Consider the following 17,239-nt stretch of genomic DNA (forward strand, 5'->3'; position numbering starts at 1 on the left):
CAATCGAACCATGCCGACGCTGCTCAGGAGGCGAATGCCGGCGGACGAGGTCGTGACCGCACCGCGTCCCGGACGAGGACGTCGAGGAGATCGCCGTACGCCATCCCGGCCGCGGCGAACATCCGCGGCACCTGGGAGTGCTCGGTGAAGCCCGGCATCGTGTTCACCTCGTTGAGCACCGGCCCGTCCTCGGTCAGGAAGAAGTCGACGCGTGCGACGCCCGCGCAGCCGAGTGCGTCGTACATCGCGAGGGCGGCCGCCACGAGCTCGTCGCGCTCCTGGTCGAGCAACGGGGCGGGCACGACGAAGAGTGCGTCGCCGCCGTACTTGGTCGCGTGGTCGAAGAGCCCGTCGGTGAGGATCTCCAGCGCCGGTGCGGTCCGGCGCTCTCCGTCGTTGGTGCCCAGGACCGCGACGTCGATCTCGCGGCCGGGCACGACCTCCTCGACCAGCACGCGATCGTCGAGCGCGAAGGCTGCCGCGAGCGCCGGGGCCAGCTCGGGGACGGCCCGGACGAGGCTGACGCCGTGGCTGGAGCCGGCGGCGACGGGCTTGACGACGACCGGCCCGGTGAAGGAGTACGCCGGCGCGGTGTGCCGGGTCAGCACGGTGCCCGCCGCGGTCCGGATCCCGACCGCCTCGGCGACGAGCTTGGTCGCCCACTTGTCCATCGCGAGCGCTCCGGCTCCGACGCCCGAGCCGACGAACGGCACGCCGGCCAGCTCGCACAGCGCGGCCAGCGTGCCGTCCTCCCCGCGCGGGCCGTGCACGACCGGCACGGCGACGTCACAGCCGCGGAGGACGGTGACGGCGGCCGACAGGCCGATCACCGAGCCGACCTCGTCGAGCCACCAGCCGTCGGGATCGATCGTCAGCCGTACGACGTCGTGGCCGGATTCCTCGAGAGCACCGGCGACGGAGGCCGCGGATGCGAGCGAGACCTCGTGCTCGCAGTTCGCGCCCCCTCCGATCACCGCAACGCGAAGCACCGGCTCGGTCATGCCACACCCCTCGGCCCCGGTTGGAGCACCGATCGGGCCACCCGGGCGCCGAAGCCGGTGACGATCTCGTGGGGCAGCGTCTGCGACCAGTCCGCCCACTCGCGGGCGGTCGGCTCGCCCGCGAGGCCCGGCCCGAGGACGGTCGCGCGCTCGCCCGGCTCGACTCCGAGGTCACCGAGGTCGACCACGGCCTGGTCCATGCAGATCCGCCCGACGACCGGACGGCGGCATCCCCGCACCAGCACCTCGGCACGACCGGACGCGACGCGCGGCAGCCCGTCGGCGTAGCCCAGGGGCAGCAGGCCCAGCGTCGTCGGACGCGGCGCGGACCAGAGGTGGCCGTAGCCGACACCGGCTCCGGCCCGCACCCGCCTGACCGCGACGACCGGTGCCGTCAGCGTCAGCGCGCCGGCCAGAGGCGTCGTCCCCGACGGGTCGATGCCGACCAGGCCGGCGCCGACGCGCACGAGCGTGTGGTGGCTCAGCGGGTCGGTAAGGGTCGCGGCCGTCGCGGCCAGGTGCCTGTGGGCGGGTCGCAGCCCGGCAGCCCGGGCGACCCTGACACCCCAGGCGAACCGCGTCCGGGCGACGAGGTTCGCAGGATCGCCCGGGACGTCGGCCGAGGGGAGATGGCCCATCACCCCGACGACCTCGACCCGGCCGCACCGCTCGGCGCGCCTCGCCAGCCGGCACAGCGCGGCCCACGTCTCCGGCTCGGCGCCGTCCCGCGCCATCCCGGTGTCCAGGTGCAGGTGCACCCGGGCGGCGCCGCCGGCGGCGACGACGGCCTCGAGGTGCAGCAGCGACGGCACGGCGACGTCGATCCTCGCCTCGGCAGCCGTCCGGTAGTCGGCGTCGACGGTGTTGAGCCAGCTGAGGACGGGTGCCTGGAGCCCGTTCGCGCGGAGCTCGAGGGCCTCGGCCAGGCTGGTCACCCCGAGCCAGCTGGCGCCGTTGGCGAGGGCCGCACGCGCGACGACGGCTGATCCGTGGCCGAAGCCGTCCGCCTTGACCACCGCCATGACCTCTGCGGTCGTCGCCGCCGAGAGCACCCGGGCGTTCGCGGCGATGGCAGCGGGGTCCACCGTCAGGGCGGCTCCTCGCGAAGTGCCCTCGACGGCTACCCGCAGCTGCGGCACGCCGTACGCCGTCATGCCGCCGCCACCCGCAGGTCGACCGGGCCGTACAGCGCCGCCGGCGCCCGGGTGAGCAGCGCCCAGTAGCGATCGCCGAAGCTCCAGTGCCACCACTCGGTCGGGTAGTTCACGAGCCCCGCGGTGCGCAGCGCCCGGGCGAGCACCTGCCGGTGATGACGCGCCTCGGCGGAGATGTCCTCGGCGTCGGAGTAGCAGCGGCCCCCGGACTGCTCGGGGGTCGCGTCGATCGGGGTGCCGAGGTCCAGCTCGCGCCCGTGGCGGTCGACGAGGGTCAGGTCGACGGCCGCGCCGGCGACGTGCGGCGCGACGGGCACCGGCGCCACGAACCGGCTCGTCAGCCTGTCGATCTCGGCCGCCGGCAGGTGGCGGGTGCGCCGCCCGGAGCTCGGCTGCGTAGTGGGCAACGATCGCGGCCTGGTCGGACAGCGAGCGATGGCCCTCGACAACCCGGAGCGAGCGACCGGCCGGGAGGTCGGCCTGCGCACAGCGGAGCCGCTCGGCGACGCCCGCGCGCACGAGCGCCCGGGCCGGACCGAAGGAGCGGGACAGCCGCACCAGCGGCTCGCCGCACTCCGCGACGGGGACGGCGCTCACGCGCCGGTCGGAGAGGAGGATCGTCATGCGACCAGCCTCGTGCGGGCGCGCGGGCGAGACCTCCACCTGAGGTGCCGACCGGCTGTCCCCAGGTATCGGGTCGGCACCCTCCTAGGCTGGCCGGGTGCCGAACCGTCTTGCCTCCGCGACGTCGCCCTACCTCCTCCAGCACGCGGACAACCCCGTGGACTGGTGGGAGTGGTCGCCCGCCGCCTTCGAGGAGGCTCGTGGTCGCAACGTGCCGGTGCTCCTGTCCGTCGGGTACGCCGCCTGCCACTGGTGCCACGTGATGGCGCACGAGTCGTTCGAGGACGAGGCGACGGCGGCGTACCTCAACGAGCACTTCGTGAGCATCAAGGTCGACCGGGAGGAGCGACCTGACGTCGACGCCGTGTACATGCAGGCGACCGTCGCGACGACCGGGCACGGCGGCTGGCCGATGACCTGTGTGCTCGACCACGAGGGCCGGCCGTTCTTCGCGGGCACCTACTTCCCCGACCAGCCGCGGCACGGCCAGCCGAGCTTCATGCAGCTGCTCACGGCGATCACCGAGGCCTGGCAGGAGAGGCGCGACGACGTGGACAGCACCGCCGCCAACATCGCGACCCACTTGGCCACCTCGGAGGCTCTCGCGGGCGGTGCTGCGATCGACGTCGACGTGCTCGACGCCGCCGTCGCGCGGCTGGCAGCGGAGTTCGACGAGGTGAACGCCGGGTTCGGCGGCGCACCGAAGTTCCCGCCGTCGATGCTGCTCGAGTTCCTGCTGCGGATGTCGGTGACGTCGGAGGCAGCGCGGGAGATCGCGGCCCGGACGCTGGCCGCGATGGCCCGGGGCGGCATCCACGACCAGCTTGCCGGTGGGTTCGCCCGGTACTCCGTCGACGCCCGCTGGGTGGTGCCGCACTTCGAGAAGATGCTCTACGACAACGCGCTCCTGCTCGGCGCCTACACGTCGTGGTTCGTGGTGTCCGAGGACGCCATCGCGCGGCGGGTGGCGCTGGAGACCGCGGAGTTCCTCATCGGTGAGCTCGGCACGGGGCAGGGCGGGTTCGCCTCCGCGCTGGACGCGGACTCCGAGGGTGTCGAGGGTGCCTTCTACGTCTGGACGCCGGCCCAGCTGCGGGAGGTTCTGGGGGAGGAGGACGGCGCGTGGGCGGCCGACCTGCTGACCGTGACCGAGGCCGGCACCTTCGAGGACGGCCAGTCGGTGCTGCAGCTGCGAGCCGATCCGGACGACCCGGAGCGCTGGGCGCGGGTGCGTGCCGCGCTGCTCGAGGCCAGGGCGACTCGCGAGCGGCCTGCCCGTGACGACAAGGTGGTCGCCGCCTGGAACGGTCTCGCGATCGCCGCGCTCGCACGCGCCGGCGGCGTGCTCGGCGAGGACCGGTTCGTGGAAGCTGCGTTGCGTGCGGGGGAGCTGCTCTGGGAGTTGCACGCGGTTTCGACAGGCTCGACCACCGGTGCGGGGACAGGCTCGACCACCGGTGCGGGGACGACCACCGAGGCGGTGCGTCTTCGCCGCGTCTCTCGTGACGGCATCGTCGGGGCTCACGCCGGCGTCCTCGAGGACTACGGCTGTGTCGCCGACGGATTCCTGGCGCTCGCCGAGGCCACCGGCGACGGTATCTGGGTCGAGCGTGCCGGCCTCCTCCTCGATGTGGCCCTCGACCAGTTCGCAGCACCCGACGGCGGCTTCCACGACACGGCAGCCGACGCGGAGGCCCTGATCACGCGACCACGCGACCCCTCCGACAACGCGAGCCCGTCAGGTCACTCGGCGGTCACGACCGCCCTCGTCCGGTACGCCGCCCTGACCGGTTCGGGTCGCCACCGCGACGCCGCGGAGGCGGCCCTGGCGAGCATCCGGCGCCTGGCCGAACGGGCGCCGCGCTTCGCCGGCTGGTCGCTCGCCGCGGCGGCGGCTGCGCTGGACGGTCCGAAGGAGATCGTCGTCGTGACCGAACCGGGGGACGCGGCCGGCGCGGAGCTCGCGCGCCGGGCACGCCGCTCACTCGGATCCGTCGTGCTGGTGGTGCCTCCCGGACGTCGCGGCATCCCACTGCTCGAGGGCCGGGGGCTGGTGGACGGTCGCGCCGCGGCGTACGTCTGCAGGAGCATGGTGTGCGAGCGGCCTGTCACCGATCCCGAGGAGCTGGTCCTGTGAAGCTCGACGTGCAGCCGGTGACCCAGGAGGGGCGGCGCTTCTACGACGGGGGCCTCGACGCGGACTCCCATCACGCCGCCGAGCCGCCCGATCCCGGCTCCGACCCGCAGATCGTGCTCGTGCGCGTCGACGAGCACGCGCACGAGCAGTTCGCGATGCAGCGCCGGATCGCCTACCGCGACCGGCACCTGGGCGAGCTGCTGGTGCCTCGCGTGACCGGCACCTTCCGAAGCGACCTGACCTCGGTGCCGGCACTGTTCACCTGGCTGGTGCCCAAGACGGGCCAGCACCTGCCGGCGACCCTGCTCCACGACGGCCTGATCCACCCGCCCGGCGACGTGACCTACGTGTCCACCGACGGACACGTCGTGCTGCGCGCGGAGGCCGACCGGGTGCTTCGCGACGCGATGGCCGATGCCGGCACGGCACTCATCCGGCGCTGGCTGATGTGGTCGGCGGTGACGACCGCGACCATGCTCAGCGGTGCCGGCACCGGCTGGTCCAGGGGGCTCGCCTGGCGCTATCGCGCGACCGCGGCGGTGACGGTCCTCCTCGTCGCGGTCCTCGGCTTCTGCGCGACGCTCGACCTGCTCGACGTGCACGTGACCGGCGTACCGCAGCTGCCTTGGATGGGCGACCGGGGCTGGTTCGCGGAGCTCGCCGGCGGCCTGTCCGGTGCGGTGGTGATCCCGCTGTTCCTGTCCCTCTTCTGGGGGCGGTTCCGGATCGCCGGGGCTGTCGTCGGCGTGACGCTGGCGGTGCTGCTGCACGTCACCGTGGCGCTGCTCACGCTGAGCGCGGCGTACCGGGTGCTCGAGTGGCTGACCGCCCGGGTGCCGGCGCTGATGCTCGCGCTCGTCGGGGTCGTGACGGCGGTGACCGTGGTCGTGTTCGTCGGTCTGATGCTCTGAGAGCCGAGACCACTCAGCGCAGCTGGTACGTCGCGATCGAGGCCGCGACGTAGTGGCACACGAAGGCGCCGATCGTGAACACGTGGAAGAGCTCGTGGAAGCCGAACCACGTGGGGTACGGATCGGGCCACTTGAGCGCGTAGATCAACCCGCCGAGGGTGTAGAGCCCGCCCCCGACGGAGATGAGGACGATCACCGTGGTGCCCGCGTCGGAGAAGTCGCTGGCGTAGAAGATCGCCGCCCAGCCCAGGGCGACGTAGATCGGCACGTAGAGCCAGCGGGGCGCGTCGATCCACAGGATCCGGAAGCCGACGCCGAGCGCGGCCCCCGACCAGACCAGGATCAGCAGGCCCGTCTGCGCGGCCCCGTGGAGAAGGAGGATCGTGAAGGGCGTGTAGGACCCCGCGATCAGCAGGAAGATGTTGGCGTGGTCGAAGCGCCTGAGCACCTCCCAGGTGCGCTTGGTCCAGTTGCCGCGGTGGTAGATGCCGCTCACGGTGAACAGCAGGATCGCGGTGCCGGCGAAGAGCGCCGACCCGACCTTGGTCTCCAGCGTCGGCGAGAGCGCGATGAGCACGATCCCGGCGGCGACGGCCAGCGGCGAGACCGCGGCGTGCAGCCAGCCGCGCAGCCTCGGCTTGACCTGGTTCATCTTCTCCCGCACGGCGTCGGCCGCCTCGTGCGAGACGCGGGCCACCTTCTCCGAGGCAGGTGCGTGCGGGTCCATGGGCTCAGGTTAGGTCGGCAGAGGTTGCCGGGCGTCATCCGGGACCGGCGGTAACCTGATTCGGTGGCCGACTGGAAGCAAGCACTGCGTCGCGTCCTCTACCCGGCTTACGAGGCGCGGGTCGTGCGCCGGCTCCCGGGCGACAGGCTCCCCAAGCACGTCGGCGTCATGCTCGACGGCAACCGGCGCTGGGCAAAGGCGGTCGGTGCGGACACGGCCCAGGGCCATCGGGCGGGCGCCGCGAACATCGAGCCGCTGCTGGGCTGGTGCGAGGAGATCGGCGTCGAGGTGGTCACCCTGTGGCTGCTCTCGACCGACAACCTCAACCGGCCGGCCGCCGAGCTGGAGCCGCTGCTCGGCATCATCGCCGACGCCGTCGAGACGCTCGCCGAGCAGCGCCGGTGGCGGCTGCACCCGGTCGGTTCGCTGGACCTCCTGCCGGCCCACCTGGCCGAGCGCCTGAAGGCGGCGGCGGAGTCGACGCAGGACGTCGACGGCCTGCTGGTCAACATCGCGGTCGGGTACGGCGGCCGCCGCGAGATCGCCGATGCGGTGCGCTCGCTGCTCCAGGACCAGGCCGCCCAGGGCCGCACCATCGAGGAGCTCGCCGAGGTGATCGACGTCGAGCACATCGCCGAGCACCTCTACACGAAGGGCCAGCCCGACCCCGACCTGGTGATCCGGACGAGCGGGGAGCAGCGGCTCGGCGGGTTCCTGCTGTGGCAGAGCGCCCAGAGCGAGTTCTACTTCTGCGAGGCGTACTGGCCCGACTTCCGGCGGGTCGACTTCCTGCGCGCCGTACGCGCCTATGCGCAGCGCGACCGCCGGTTTGGCTCCTGACCCGTCCGGGTACTGGACGTCAGCGTTCACAAGTTGGTCATCCCGCGTTCGGGCGTGTCGCCGGGGAAGGGCCTCGCACCGCACGTACTTTTCGGGTAGCGGTCGACCAACCGAGGTGATCGCACCAGGAGGCGAAGTTCGTGAGAGATCACGACCACTGCAGCGACGAAGGTCGCACCTCTGCCCCGAGCTGCTCGTCCTGGTCCAGGCACTACTGCTGAGGACCGGGGCGCCGAGTGCGCGATCGGTCTGGTGAGGGGACAACCCGTGACCACAGCCAAGCGCGCGGCAGCACCCAGGTCCGACACCTCCGACGGTCGCCGGACCTACGTGCTCGACACCTCGGTGCTGCTCGCCGATCCCGGGGCGATGAAGCGGTTCGAGGAGCACGAGGTCGTCCTGCCCGTGGTGGTGATCACCGAGCTCGAGGGCAAGCGCCACCACCCCGAGCTGGGCTACTTCGCCCGCAGCGCGCTCCGGATGCTCGACGAGCTGCGGGTCACCGCCGGCCGCCTGGACCAGCCGGTCCCGATCGGCGAGGACGGCGGGACTCTCCGCGTCGAGCTGAACCACACCGACGCCGACTCGCTGCCCTCGGGCTTCCGGCTCGGCGACAACGACACCCGGATCCTGGCGGTCGCGCGCAACCTGGCCAACGAGGGGCACCGCGTCACGCTGATCTCCAAGGACCTGCCGATGCGGATCAAGGCGTCGGCCGTCGGGCTGGACGCCGAGGAGTACCGCGGCGAGCAGGCACACGAGTCCGACTCCGGCTGGACCGGCATGCAGGAGATCGACCTCACCGCACCCGACCTCGACGACCTGTACGACGAGGGTGTCCTCGACCTCGACGACGCCCGTGAGCTGCCCTGCCACACCGGCCTCGTGATGATGTCCGACCGCGGGAGCGCGCTCGGCCGGGTCGGACCCGACAAGAGGGTGCACCTGGTCCGTGGTGACCGTGAGGCCTTCGGCATCCATGGGCGCTCCGCGGAGCAGCGGATCGCGCTCGAGCTGCTGCTGGACCCCGACATCGGCATCGTCTCGCTGGGCGGCCGCGCCGGCACCGGCAAGTCGGCGCTCGCGCTGTGCGCCGGGCTGGAGACGGTGATGGAGCGCCGCCAGCACAAGAAGGTCGTGGTCTTCCGACCGTTGTTCGCGGTCGGCGGCCAGGAGCTCGGCTACCTGCCCGGCAGCGAGTCCGAGAAGATGTCGCCCTGGGGCCAGGCGGTCTTCGACACGCTCGGCGCCGTGACCAGCCCCGATGTGATCGACGAGATCCTCGACCGGGGCATGCTCGAGGTGCTCCCCCTGACCCACATCCGTGGCCGGTCGCTGCACGACGCGTTCGTGATCGTCGACGAGGCGCAGTCGCTGGAGCGCAACGTCCTGCTCACTGTGCTCTCGCGCATGGGTGCGAACTCCAAGGTCGTGCTCACCCACGACGTCGCCCAGCGCGACAATCTGCGGGTCGGCCGGCACGACGGCGTCGTCGCCGTGGTCGAGCGGCTCAAGGGCCACCCGCTGTTCGCACACGTCACGCTGACCCGCTCCGAGCGCTCTCCGATCGCCGCGCTGGTCACCGAGATGCTGGAGCACGACATCAGCTGAGGGCCTTCCCCGGATCGGCGATCACATGCGTCACACGCGTCACTGATTGCGTGTCCAATTTGCGAATGTCCGATTCGTGGGTCATGGTGGTGCCTCTTCCATGGCGTCCCCCGCGCGCTGAATGACGGTCCCCTGTCGTCAACCCGAGAGTCGTTGTCTTGCCAGAGAAGTACGCCCCGAAGCACCGGAGCGCACCCCCCAGGCGTGTCCGCACGGGCGCCCGCAACGCGGTGTACTACTCCGGTGTGGCCGTGGTCGCGACGGGACTCTCGGTCTCCGCCGGTGTCTCTGCGAAGGGCGTCCCGAGCCTCGACGGTGTCGTGAAGCTGTCGGCCGGCAACGACCACAGCCTGACCGAGGCCGACCTCGCCGCCCGCGACGAGTCCACGTCGCGCTCGCTCGGCGACCGCCGGCAGCAGTCGGACTCCATCAAGGCCGCCGCGCTCTCCGACGCCACCGGCGTCGCGAGGACCCGCACCGAGGACCTCACCCAGGCCGACCCGCGGACGCTGGCGAAGGCACTGATGCCGCTCTACGGACTCTCCAGCGCGCAGTTCAGCTGCGTGGACAACATCTTCGAGCACGAGTCCGGCTGGAACGTGCACGCGGACAACCCGAACTCCTCCGCCTACGGCATCCCGCAGGCGCTGCCCGGCTCGAAGATGTCTTCGGCCGGACCGGACTGGCAGAACAGCGCCGAGACCCAGATCAAGTGGGGACTGAACTACATCGCCGAGCGCTACGGCTCCGCGTGCGCCGCCTGGTCGTTCAAGGAGTCGCACGGCTGGTACTGAGGTGCCCGCCCGACCCGATCGAGCCATGATTGTGCGGGTGACCCCCGACGAGCTGCTCAAGGTGTACGACGACGAGGTCCGCGGGTCCTTCGCGGACCGTCTCCCGCCGGGCTGGTCCGGCGAGCAGGACGGGCCGCTCACTCGCTGCCTGACCGGTCGAGCCGGCTTCGCGATGCTCACCGGCCGCGCCGAGGGCCTCGCGGCCGCGGATCTCCGCGGCCTCGTCGAGCGCACGGTGGCGTACTTCGCGACGCACGGCCGGTGGTTCGAGTGGAAGACCTTCGACCACGACCCGCCGGGCCTCCGGCCGTTGCTGCTCGAGTGGGACCCGGCGCCGCAGCCCCACGAGACGCTGGTCATGGGCGAGGCCGCCCTGCTCGCCGCCGAGCCGGTGCTGCCGGCCGGCCTGACGCTCCGGGAGGCAACCTCGCGCGCGGACCTCGAGCGGGTCGCGGCGCTGCAGACGGAGGTCTGGGGCGAGGACGGTTCCTGGCTCGCCGACGACCTCGAGCTGCGCGTGCAGGCCGACCCGCCGACCGTGGTCCTGCTCGTGGAGGACGGAGACCTGACGGTCAGCGCCGCCTGGCTCGCGCCGTTCGCCGGCACCAGCGTGGCCGGCCTGTGGGGTGGCAGCACCCTGGCGGCGTACCGGGGCCGGGGGATCTATCGCGCGCTGGTCGCGCGGCGGGCGCAGCTCGCGGTCGAGCGCGGTCACCGCTTCCTGCAGGTCGACGCCTCCGACGACAGCCGGCCGATCCTCGAGCGGCTCGGGCTGGCGGTCGTCGGAGGCACGACGCCGTACCTCTTCGGCCGCGACGACCAGCCGCGACCGGCGTGAGGCGCGCGGCCTAGAGGCTGCGTCCGCCGCCCCGCACGCGGCCGAAGATGAAGAACGCGAGCGCGATGATCACCAGGATGATCAAGATGGTCCACAACATGGCGGGACTCCTCACGGTTGTCGGAGCGCAGCTCGTCAGGCTCCATGGCCCCGGTTCCCTTTCCGGCCACCTCGAAACGCCGCCGTCAACCGGCAGCGCGTGACTCGTACACCAGGAGGGCGATCTGGACCCGGTTGTCGCTGCCTGTCTTGGTGAGGATCCGCGAGACGTGGGTCTTCACCGTGGCTTCGCCCATGTACAGCGACGTGGCGATGGCGGCGTTGGACAGACCGTCGGCAACTGCCTCCGCCACGGTCCGCTCACGCTCGGTCAGGCTCTCCAGCCGCTGTCGCGCCTCGTCGGTACGACGGTCCCGGCCCTCGTTGCCGAGCCGCCTGACCAGGCCCTCGGTCACCGTCGCCGAGAAGATCGACTCCCCGCCGGCCACGAGGTGGATCGCCCGGGTCAGCTCACGCGGAGCGGTGTCCTTGAGGAGGTAGCCGCGGGCTCCTGCCTCGAGCGCGTCGAGCACGTAGGAGTCGAGGTGGAACGTCGTCAGCATCAATACCATCGGCGGCGCTTCCATCTCGTTCAGCTGCCGGGTCGCCTCGACGCCGTCCATCACCGGCATCTGCAGATCCATCAGGACCACGTCCGGGCCCGTGTCCCGGGCGGCGGTCAGCGCCTCCGCGCCGTTGAGCGCCTCGCCGACGACCTCGATCCCGGGATCGCTGGACAGCACCATCCGCAGGCCCGTCCGGACCAGGGCGTCGTCGTCCACGATGAGCACCGTCGTCAGCGCCATGGCAACCTCGCCCGCACCTCGAAGTCGCCCGTCGGCGCCACGCCGTGGCTGAGCTCACCGCCGGCCAGGGCGGCGCGCTCCACCAGGCCGATCAGGCCACTCCCGGTCCCCGGGACGCCGAGGAACCGGTCGACGCACGAGTTGACCAGGACGACCTCGACGTCCTCGTCGGCCCGGGTGACGGCGACGCGCACCGGCTCTCCCGGTGCGTGCTTCCGGGCGTTCGTCAGGCCCTCCTGGACGATCCGGTACACGTCCCTGCCGACACCCGGGGCGGCGAGCGGATCGGCGTTCCCGTCGGCCGCAGGAACGGGCTGAAGGTCGACGACCAGCTCGACCTCCTGCCCCGCCGCACGTGCCTCCTGCACCAGGTCGCCGAGGCGGTCGAGGCCGGGCCGGTCCAGGCTGCGCGGCTCGTCCTCGCGCAGGACCCCGATGGCGGCGCGCAGCTCGTCGAGCGCGAGAACTGCCGAGGAGCGGATCAGTGACGCAGCCTCGCGCACCTGGTCGGTGAGGTGGTCCGGAGCGACCTCGAGGCCGCCGGCGTGCAGTGCGACCAGCGAGATCCGGTGGGCGACGACGTCGTGCATCTCCCGGGCGATCCGGGTCCGTTCGGTGGCGCGGATGCGGTCCTCGCGCAGCGCCTCCTCCCGCTCGGCACGCTCGGCTCGCTCGCGGTAGGCGTCGAGGAGCGCGCTCTGCGCCTGCAGCAGGGCTCCCCACGCCGTGACGGCCGCAGCGATCGCGATGTTGACCGTGAGCGTGAGGGACAGCCCCTTGTTGCCCGGGTAGACCAGCCAGAAGACCCACCCGGACGCGACCTCGGCGACTGCCACCGCGACGGCCACGAGAAGCGACCGGAAGCGCGCCACGAAGTAGAGCGCGACCATGTTGGCCACTCCGGCAGAGGCGACCACGGATGCCGCTGCGGCCAGGACCAGGGCCACCACGACCGGCGCGCGGCGACGCCAGACCAGGGCCAGGCAGGCGAGCGCGCCGCACACCAGGTCGACCTGGCGCCACGACCCGCCGGGCCCGGTCTCGAGGACCTGGTAGAGCAGCACCAGGCCCCCCGCGAACGAGGCCAGCACGACCGTCGCCGACGGCACGAGACGGCGCCAGGTCTGTGGCGCCGAGCTCCCGTGCTCGTCTGCCACGTCGTCGCTCACACCGGCGACCCTATGACGCGGTCACCCCTGTGCGGGTCCCCCTTTCGGCGGACCCGTGGTCAGCCGATGGTCGCGAGCTTTACGCAGTTCGCCGGACGCGCGGAGCGGTTCGCGGCGACCACGCTGAGCCCATGAACCCGACAACCAGCACCACGACAACCCGCATCCACGCCGTCGGCGAGCAGGTGTTCGGCCCGGTCCTCGCACCCAGGGGATCCCTCGAGCGCCGGATCCTGCTCGCCCGGTCGGCCTTCGCGTACGGCGGCCTGATCACGACGCTCGTCCAGGTCGTCGTCTGGCTGACGATCGCCGTCCTCACCGGCCACCTCGACTCCCCGTGGTGGCTGTGGACGACGGTCCCGGCCGCGGCGGCCGTCGCAGGCCTCACGATCGCCGACCGGTGGCACACCTGGTGGGCCACCGCCTCCGCCCGCTGATTCCTCCACCCACACCTCCAAGGAGTTCGTCATGATCCGCTCCACCTCGACCGACCGCCTCGTCGCCGGGTGGGCCGCCCTGCTCGGCGGCACCCTTTCCCTGGTGATGATCGCCCTGTACTTCGTGTACTCGGGTCCGCCGCCCGAGTCGAACGTCCTGGTCCGCAACCTGATCACCTTGGCCACCTTCACCTCGTTCCTCGTCTTCACCGTCGGACTCGGCCGGCTGCTGCGTGGCTTCGGCGACGGTGACGCCGGCCTGGCCGGCGAGGTCGCGGTCACCGCGTTGCGCAGCTACGTGCTCGTCACCCTCGTCGCGACCTCTCTCGAGGTGGGCACCACGCTGCAGTTCCCCGACGGGTCCCTCGACCCCACCGTCGACGGACCCCTGGCCGCCAGCATGGTCATGCTGCACGGCCCGATCGCCCGGGTCCTGGTGGCACTGTTCCTGATCGCCTTCGCCGCAACCCCCGCGGTGCGCCAGCGCTTCTCGCGCCTGGTGGTGAGGGGGAGCGTCGTGCTGGCCCTCGTCAACCTCGCCCTGGTGCCGTCGATCTTCTTCGGCATGGACGCGGCGAACTTCTACGCCGCCAACGGCTGGGGTGCGGTCGCCAGCATCGGCGCGATCAACGTGATCTGGCTGGCCGTGATCGGTCGGGCGATCCTGCGCACCGGCGTACCGGTCCCGGGGGGTGTGCGCGAGCACGAGCCGGTGCCCGCAGGCGCCTGATCCTCCGACCCCGACCCTGGGGCACGTTCCCCCGGAGCGTGCTCCAGGGTGCTGCGCGCGTGCGCGGGCCCCTAGCGCTGGCCCGGGCGGGACGGGGCGAGCTGCCAGACGCCGGGTCGGGACTTGGTCATCAGACCCTCGTCGATGAGGGCGACGCGCGCGCGACGCGCGGCGTACCGCCAGCGCAGCTCGCCCTCGGGCGTCGTCTCGCTGTCGCCGGGCAGCAGCCGGTCCTCGGCGAGGATCTCCAGCTCGAGGAAGACGTCGTCCGCCTCCAGCTCGCCCCCGGCCTCCTCGAGCACGCTGACGATCAGCGGCTTGAACACCTCCGGAGGCGTCCAGCGCCGGTTCACCGGCTTGGCCCGGCTCGGTGTCGAGACGCCTCGAGTGGCCGCTCGCTTCCTCGGTGCCGGCGGCGGCTTGACGACGGCCTTCGGCACCGGCGGTGGCCGGCCGTGGATGCACTGGCTCCTGGGCAGATCGCACAGCTCGCAGTAGTCGTCGGACGCAGTCATCACGACCACCCTAACCAGCGCCCCATGTCACCAGGGCGGGTGGGACTAGCCGGTGGCCGCCGGCGCAGGTGCGGGCTTCTCCGGCTCGGGGACCTCGGGATACGTAGCGGTCAGGCCGAAGTCCGGAGCGGATCTCGAGGTGGTCGCACCGTCGGCGGTCTCGCCCTTGCCGAGCACCCAGATGGCGGCAACGACCTTGGTGCTGCCGACCGGGGCCTGCGCCTCGGCGTCGAGGGTCGCCTTCCCGTCCGCGTCCGGGTAGACCTCGACACTGATCAGGTCGCCCGCACGGGCCTGGCTGTCGCCCGTGACTGCGACCAGCAGGTGCTCGTCCTTGTCGAGTCCGTCGACCGCGCCGGAGAGGTGCACCGTGACCGCGCCCTTGTCGCCCGCAGTCGTGGACAGGGCGGCCAGGTTGCGTGGGTCGGTCTGCGCATTGGTGACCGCGAGCACTCCGGCAACCGCGGAGGTCGCGGCCGCGACGAAGGCGGCACCGATGAAGAGCCCCGACGCGATCTGGACCGTGGTCTTGCCCCGGTCCACCTCCTGCGCGTACCACTTCTTCACCTGGAGCAGGTTGTGGGTGTTGACCACCGCGAACTCCGGGCGGCTCCCGAACAGGGCGACGCCGACGGCAAGGCCGGCGAGCAGGCTCGTGGCCAGCGCTCCTACCGGAACCACCGGCAGGCCGTGCAGGTAGAAGGTGCCGCGGGTGATGGAGATCGCGGCCGTGACCCCACCCAGGCCGGCGAGGAGGGTACCGACGGTGCCGACCGTGCTGACGACCGCCTTGTCGTGGGCAGCGATGCGGGCCAGCACCTGCGGAGCGGCGAGGTCGTCGGCCGCCTTGGTCCACATCGCGATCTCGTCCGCAGACATCGTCGGCGGCAACGGATCCGGTGCCGATCCAGGGGTACCCGTCGTCATCGGACGAGGCCTTCGAAGGGCTGCTCGTGCGGCTTGGGCTCCTCCCCTTCCGCAGCGGTCCTTCCGGGGCACGTGACGACCACGAGGAAGGGCCCCGCCGGCGAGTACTCGGGTACGTCGACGGGCGGAGCATCCTCACCCTGCATGCCACCGCCGCCCGTGACGACCGTCGTCCCGTCGGCGAGCGCCTCCTTCCGGACCTCGGCAGTCAGGTCGACCCCGTGCTCGGGGCAGCGGTAGAGGCCCGGATCCAGGGTCCAGCTCATCCTTGGACTCCCTCTTCCTGGTCGGCGACGGCGTACCGGAGATGGACCACGCCGTTGGCGAAGCGGTGCTCGTCCAGCAGCTCGAGCCCGAGACGCAGGTCGTCGGGCAGTGCGCGCTTCCCACCGCCGATGACGATCGGGCAGAGGAACAGCTGGCACTCGTCGACGAGGCCCGCCGCCATTGCCTGCCAGGCGAGCTCGGGACCGCCGATGGTGAGGTCGCGCTCGGAGGACTCCTTGAGCTCCCGGATCGCCGCCGGGTCGAAGTCGTGCGCGATCCGGGTCCGCGCGCTCGACGGCGTCTCCAGCGTCCGCGAGTAGACGATCTTGTCGGCCGCTCGCCACACCTCCGCGTAGTCGAGCTCCACCTCCGACTCGTCGTCGCCGGGAGCCACGGTCTCCCAGTAGACCATCGTCTCGTACATCCGGCGACCGTAGAGGTAGGTGCCCACGGGCCGCTCGAGGTCGTTGACGAACCGGTGCACGTCTTCGTCGGGAGCCGCCCAGTCGAACTTGCCGCTCCGGTCCTCGGTGTAGCCGTCGAGCGATGCGATCGCCGAGTAGATCAGCCTGGCCATGCCCACCTCCGATGGTGCGTCCCGCACACGCTACTGCCCGACGCGTCCACAGGCCGGTCAGGACGCGAGCGCTGCCGTAGCGTTCGTTCCGTGCCCGAGCTCGTGGACCGCATCGACGCCTGGCAGCGCCGTCGCCGGGCCGTCGGCATCCCGATCGCCGTCGTCTACAAGTTCTTCGACGACCAGGGCGGCTACCTCGCGGCCGCGATCACCTACTACGCCTTCGTCGCGATCTTCCCGCTGATGCTGATCGGATCGTCCGTGCTCGGGTTCGTGCTGCAGGGCCATCCCGCCCTGCAGGAGAAGATCCTGACCTCGGCCCTGGCCCAGTTCCCGATCGTCGGCGACCAGCTGGGCCGTCCGGAGGGGATCCGGGGATCCGCCTCTGCGGTCGTGATCGGCTCGGTCGCCGCGCTCTACGGCGTCATCGGTCTCGGGCAGGTGGCCCACAACGCCGTCAACGTCTGCTGGGCGATCCCGCGCAACGTCCGGCTGAACCCGATCGTGAGCCGGCTGCGCAGCCTGGTGTGGATCGGCGGTGCGGGCCTTGCGCTCGTCTTCATCGCCGTGGTCACCAGCCTGGGCAGCCACCTCGACGTACTCGGTCGCGACTTCGGGTCCGAGGTGCACTGGCTGGCACTCGCGCTCAGCGTGCTGGTCAACACGTTCGTGCTCGCGCTGATGATGCGCCTGTCGACCCCGAGGGAGGAGAGAATTCGCGACGTCCTTCCCGGTGCCGCACTCATCGCGGTGCTCTGGCAGCTGCTGCAGCTGGCCGGCAGCGTGTACGTCGAGCACGTCGTCAAGAAGGCCAACGAGATGAACGCAGTCTTCGCACTGGTCCTGGGCCTCGTGGCGCTGGTCTACCTCGCGACCGTGCTCGCGATGTTCGGCCTCGAGCTCAACGTCGTCCTCGGCAAGCGGCTGTACCCACGCGCCCTGCTCACCCCCTTCACCGATGCCGTCCAGCTCACCGAGGCCGACAAGCGGGTGTACCGCGAGTACGCGCAGGCCCAGCGGCACAAGGGTTTCGAGCAGGTCGACGTCAGCTTCGGCGACCAGCCGTCCTGAGGTGGGGCCGCCGCGCGTTTGCGGCGCGCCTCCTGGGTACGGCGAGGTCATCCAACGAAGAGCC

General features: G+C 71.8%; 19 protein-coding genes. 9 read left to right on the top strand and 10 right to left on the bottom strand.

The features are described 5' to 3' along the window. Positions 1–23 precede the first annotated feature (23 nt). The 3 genes from ACVW00_RS03300 to ACVW00_RS03310 are packed head-to-tail and all read right to left on the bottom strand — an operon-like array spanning position 24 to position 2,562. A complete protein-coding gene (locus tag ACVW00_RS03300) occupies positions 24–1,001 on the bottom strand; it encodes a D-alanine--D-alanine ligase family protein (protein WP_457109475.1) in 978 nt (325 codons plus the stop codon). Beyond that, positions 998–2,155 carry an alanine racemase gene (gene alr, locus ACVW00_RS03305; RefSeq protein ID WP_457109476.1) on the bottom strand — a complete coding sequence of 386 codons (1,158 nt, stop codon included), beginning with the start codon at positions 2,153–2,155 and terminating at the stop codon, positions 998–1,000. The genes ACVW00_RS03300 and alr overlap by 4 nt, the downstream gene beginning before the upstream one ends. Continuing rightward, entirely contained in the window at positions 2,152–2,562 is a 411-nt protein-coding gene (locus tag ACVW00_RS03310; RefSeq protein WP_457109477.1) for a M15 family metallopeptidase, read from the bottom strand. Before ACVW00_RS03310 ends, alr begins: the two co-directional genes overlap by 4 nt. A gap of 314 nt (positions 2,563–2,876) precedes the next feature. Between ACVW00_RS03310 and ACVW00_RS03315 the strand changes: the two genes are divergently transcribed. Continuing rightward, complete coding sequence (locus ACVW00_RS03315; RefSeq protein WP_457109478.1) at positions 2,877–4,916, top strand: thioredoxin domain-containing protein; 2,040 nt, start codon at positions 2,877–2,879, stop codon at positions 4,914–4,916. Continuing rightward, positions 4,913–5,827 carry a DUF1353 domain-containing protein gene (locus ACVW00_RS03320; protein WP_457109479.1) on the top strand — a complete coding sequence of 305 codons (915 nt, stop codon included), beginning with the start codon at positions 4,913–4,915 and terminating at the stop codon, positions 5,825–5,827. Before ACVW00_RS03315 ends, ACVW00_RS03320 begins: the two co-directional genes overlap by 4 nt. Positions 5,828–5,840: 13 nt before the next feature. Here ACVW00_RS03320 and trhA read toward each other — a convergent pair whose 3' ends face one another. Continuing rightward, a complete protein-coding gene (trhA, locus tag ACVW00_RS03325) occupies positions 5,841–6,554 on the bottom strand; it encodes a PAQR family membrane homeostasis protein TrhA (protein WP_457109480.1) in 714 nt (237 codons plus the stop codon). Between the two features lie 63 nt (positions 6,555–6,617). Between trhA and ACVW00_RS03330 the strand changes: the two genes are divergently transcribed. The 4 genes from ACVW00_RS03330 to ACVW00_RS03345 all read left to right on the top strand — a co-directional run bounded on the left by ACVW00_RS03330 (position 6,618) and on the right by ACVW00_RS03345 (position 10,637). Beyond that, positions 6,618–7,394 carry an isoprenyl transferase gene (locus ACVW00_RS03330; protein ID WP_457109481.1) on the top strand — a complete coding sequence of 259 codons (777 nt, stop codon included), beginning with the start codon at positions 6,618–6,620 and terminating at the stop codon, positions 7,392–7,394. 267 nt (positions 7,395–7,661) lie between these two features. Further along, positions 7,662–9,005 carry a PhoH family protein gene (locus ACVW00_RS03335; protein WP_457109482.1) on the top strand — a complete coding sequence of 448 codons (1,344 nt, stop codon included), beginning with the start codon at positions 7,662–7,664 and terminating at the stop codon, positions 9,003–9,005. A 158-nt stretch (positions 9,006–9,163) separates the two neighbouring features. Next, the gene (locus ACVW00_RS03340) at positions 9,164–9,799 is read left to right on the top strand and encodes an aggregation-promoting factor C-terminal-like domain-containing protein (protein WP_457109483.1); all 636 of its coding nucleotides are present in this window, start codon (positions 9,164–9,166) and stop codon (positions 9,797–9,799) included. Positions 9,800–9,836: 37 nt separating this feature from the next. Beyond that, entirely contained in the window at positions 9,837–10,637 is an 801-nt protein-coding gene (locus tag ACVW00_RS03345) for a GNAT family N-acetyltransferase (RefSeq protein ID WP_457109484.1), read from the top strand. Positions 10,638–10,822: 185 nt separating this feature from the next. Here ACVW00_RS03345 and ACVW00_RS03350 read toward each other — a convergent pair whose 3' ends face one another. Both ACVW00_RS03350 and ACVW00_RS03355 read right to left on the bottom strand, forming a co-directional pair. Continuing rightward, a complete protein-coding gene (locus ACVW00_RS03350) occupies positions 10,823–11,482 on the bottom strand; it encodes a response regulator (RefSeq protein ID WP_457109485.1) in 660 nt (219 codons plus the stop codon). Next, complete coding sequence (locus tag ACVW00_RS03355) at positions 11,473–12,651, bottom strand: sensor histidine kinase (RefSeq protein ID WP_457109486.1); 1,179 nt, start codon at positions 12,649–12,651, stop codon at positions 11,473–11,475. The genes ACVW00_RS03350 and ACVW00_RS03355 overlap by 10 nt, the downstream gene beginning before the upstream one ends. Before the next feature lie 131 nt (positions 12,652–12,782). Between ACVW00_RS03355 and ACVW00_RS03360 the strand changes: the two genes are divergently transcribed. Both ACVW00_RS03360 and ACVW00_RS03365 read left to right on the top strand, forming a co-directional pair. Then, on the top strand, positions 12,783–13,088 hold the full coding sequence (locus ACVW00_RS03360; protein WP_457109487.1) for a hypothetical protein: 306 nt from the start codon (positions 12,783–12,785) through the stop codon (positions 13,086–13,088). A 31-nt stretch (positions 13,089–13,119) separates the two neighbouring features. Beyond that, complete coding sequence (locus ACVW00_RS03365) at positions 13,120–13,818, top strand: hypothetical protein (RefSeq protein WP_457109488.1); 699 nt, start codon at positions 13,120–13,122, stop codon at positions 13,816–13,818. Positions 13,819–13,889: 71 nt separating this feature from the next. On the opposite strand, the gene ACVW00_RS03370 is transcribed toward ACVW00_RS03365, so the two are convergent. Genes ACVW00_RS03370 through ACVW00_RS03385 form a run of 4 tightly spaced genes read right to left on the bottom strand, consistent with a single transcriptional unit; the run spans position 13,890 to position 16,104 of the window. Then, complete coding sequence (locus ACVW00_RS03370) at positions 13,890–14,333, bottom strand: hypothetical protein (RefSeq protein WP_457109489.1); 444 nt, start codon at positions 14,331–14,333, stop codon at positions 13,890–13,892. A gap of 45 nt (positions 14,334–14,378) precedes the next feature. After that, positions 14,379–15,260: a hypothetical protein gene (locus tag ACVW00_RS03375; protein ID WP_457109490.1), complete on the bottom strand. Its 882-nt coding sequence runs from the start codon at positions 15,258–15,260 to the stop codon at positions 14,379–14,381. After that, entirely contained in the window at positions 15,257–15,526 is a 270-nt protein-coding gene (locus ACVW00_RS03380; protein WP_457109491.1) for a hypothetical protein, read from the bottom strand. Before ACVW00_RS03380 ends, ACVW00_RS03375 begins: the two co-directional genes overlap by 4 nt. After that, entirely contained in the window at positions 15,523–16,104 is a 582-nt protein-coding gene (locus tag ACVW00_RS03385) for a dihydrofolate reductase family protein (protein WP_457109492.1), read from the bottom strand. The genes ACVW00_RS03380 and ACVW00_RS03385 overlap by 4 nt, the downstream gene beginning before the upstream one ends. Before the next feature lie 90 nt (positions 16,105–16,194). Between ACVW00_RS03385 and ACVW00_RS03390 the strand changes: the two genes are divergently transcribed. Continuing rightward, positions 16,195–17,175, top strand: coding sequence for a YihY/virulence factor BrkB family protein (locus tag ACVW00_RS03390; RefSeq protein WP_457109493.1), 981 nt, complete (start codon positions 16,195–16,197; stop codon positions 17,173–17,175). Positions 17,176–17,239 lie beyond the last annotated feature (64 nt).

The organism is Marmoricola sp. URHA0025 HA25 (assembly GCF_054059435.1).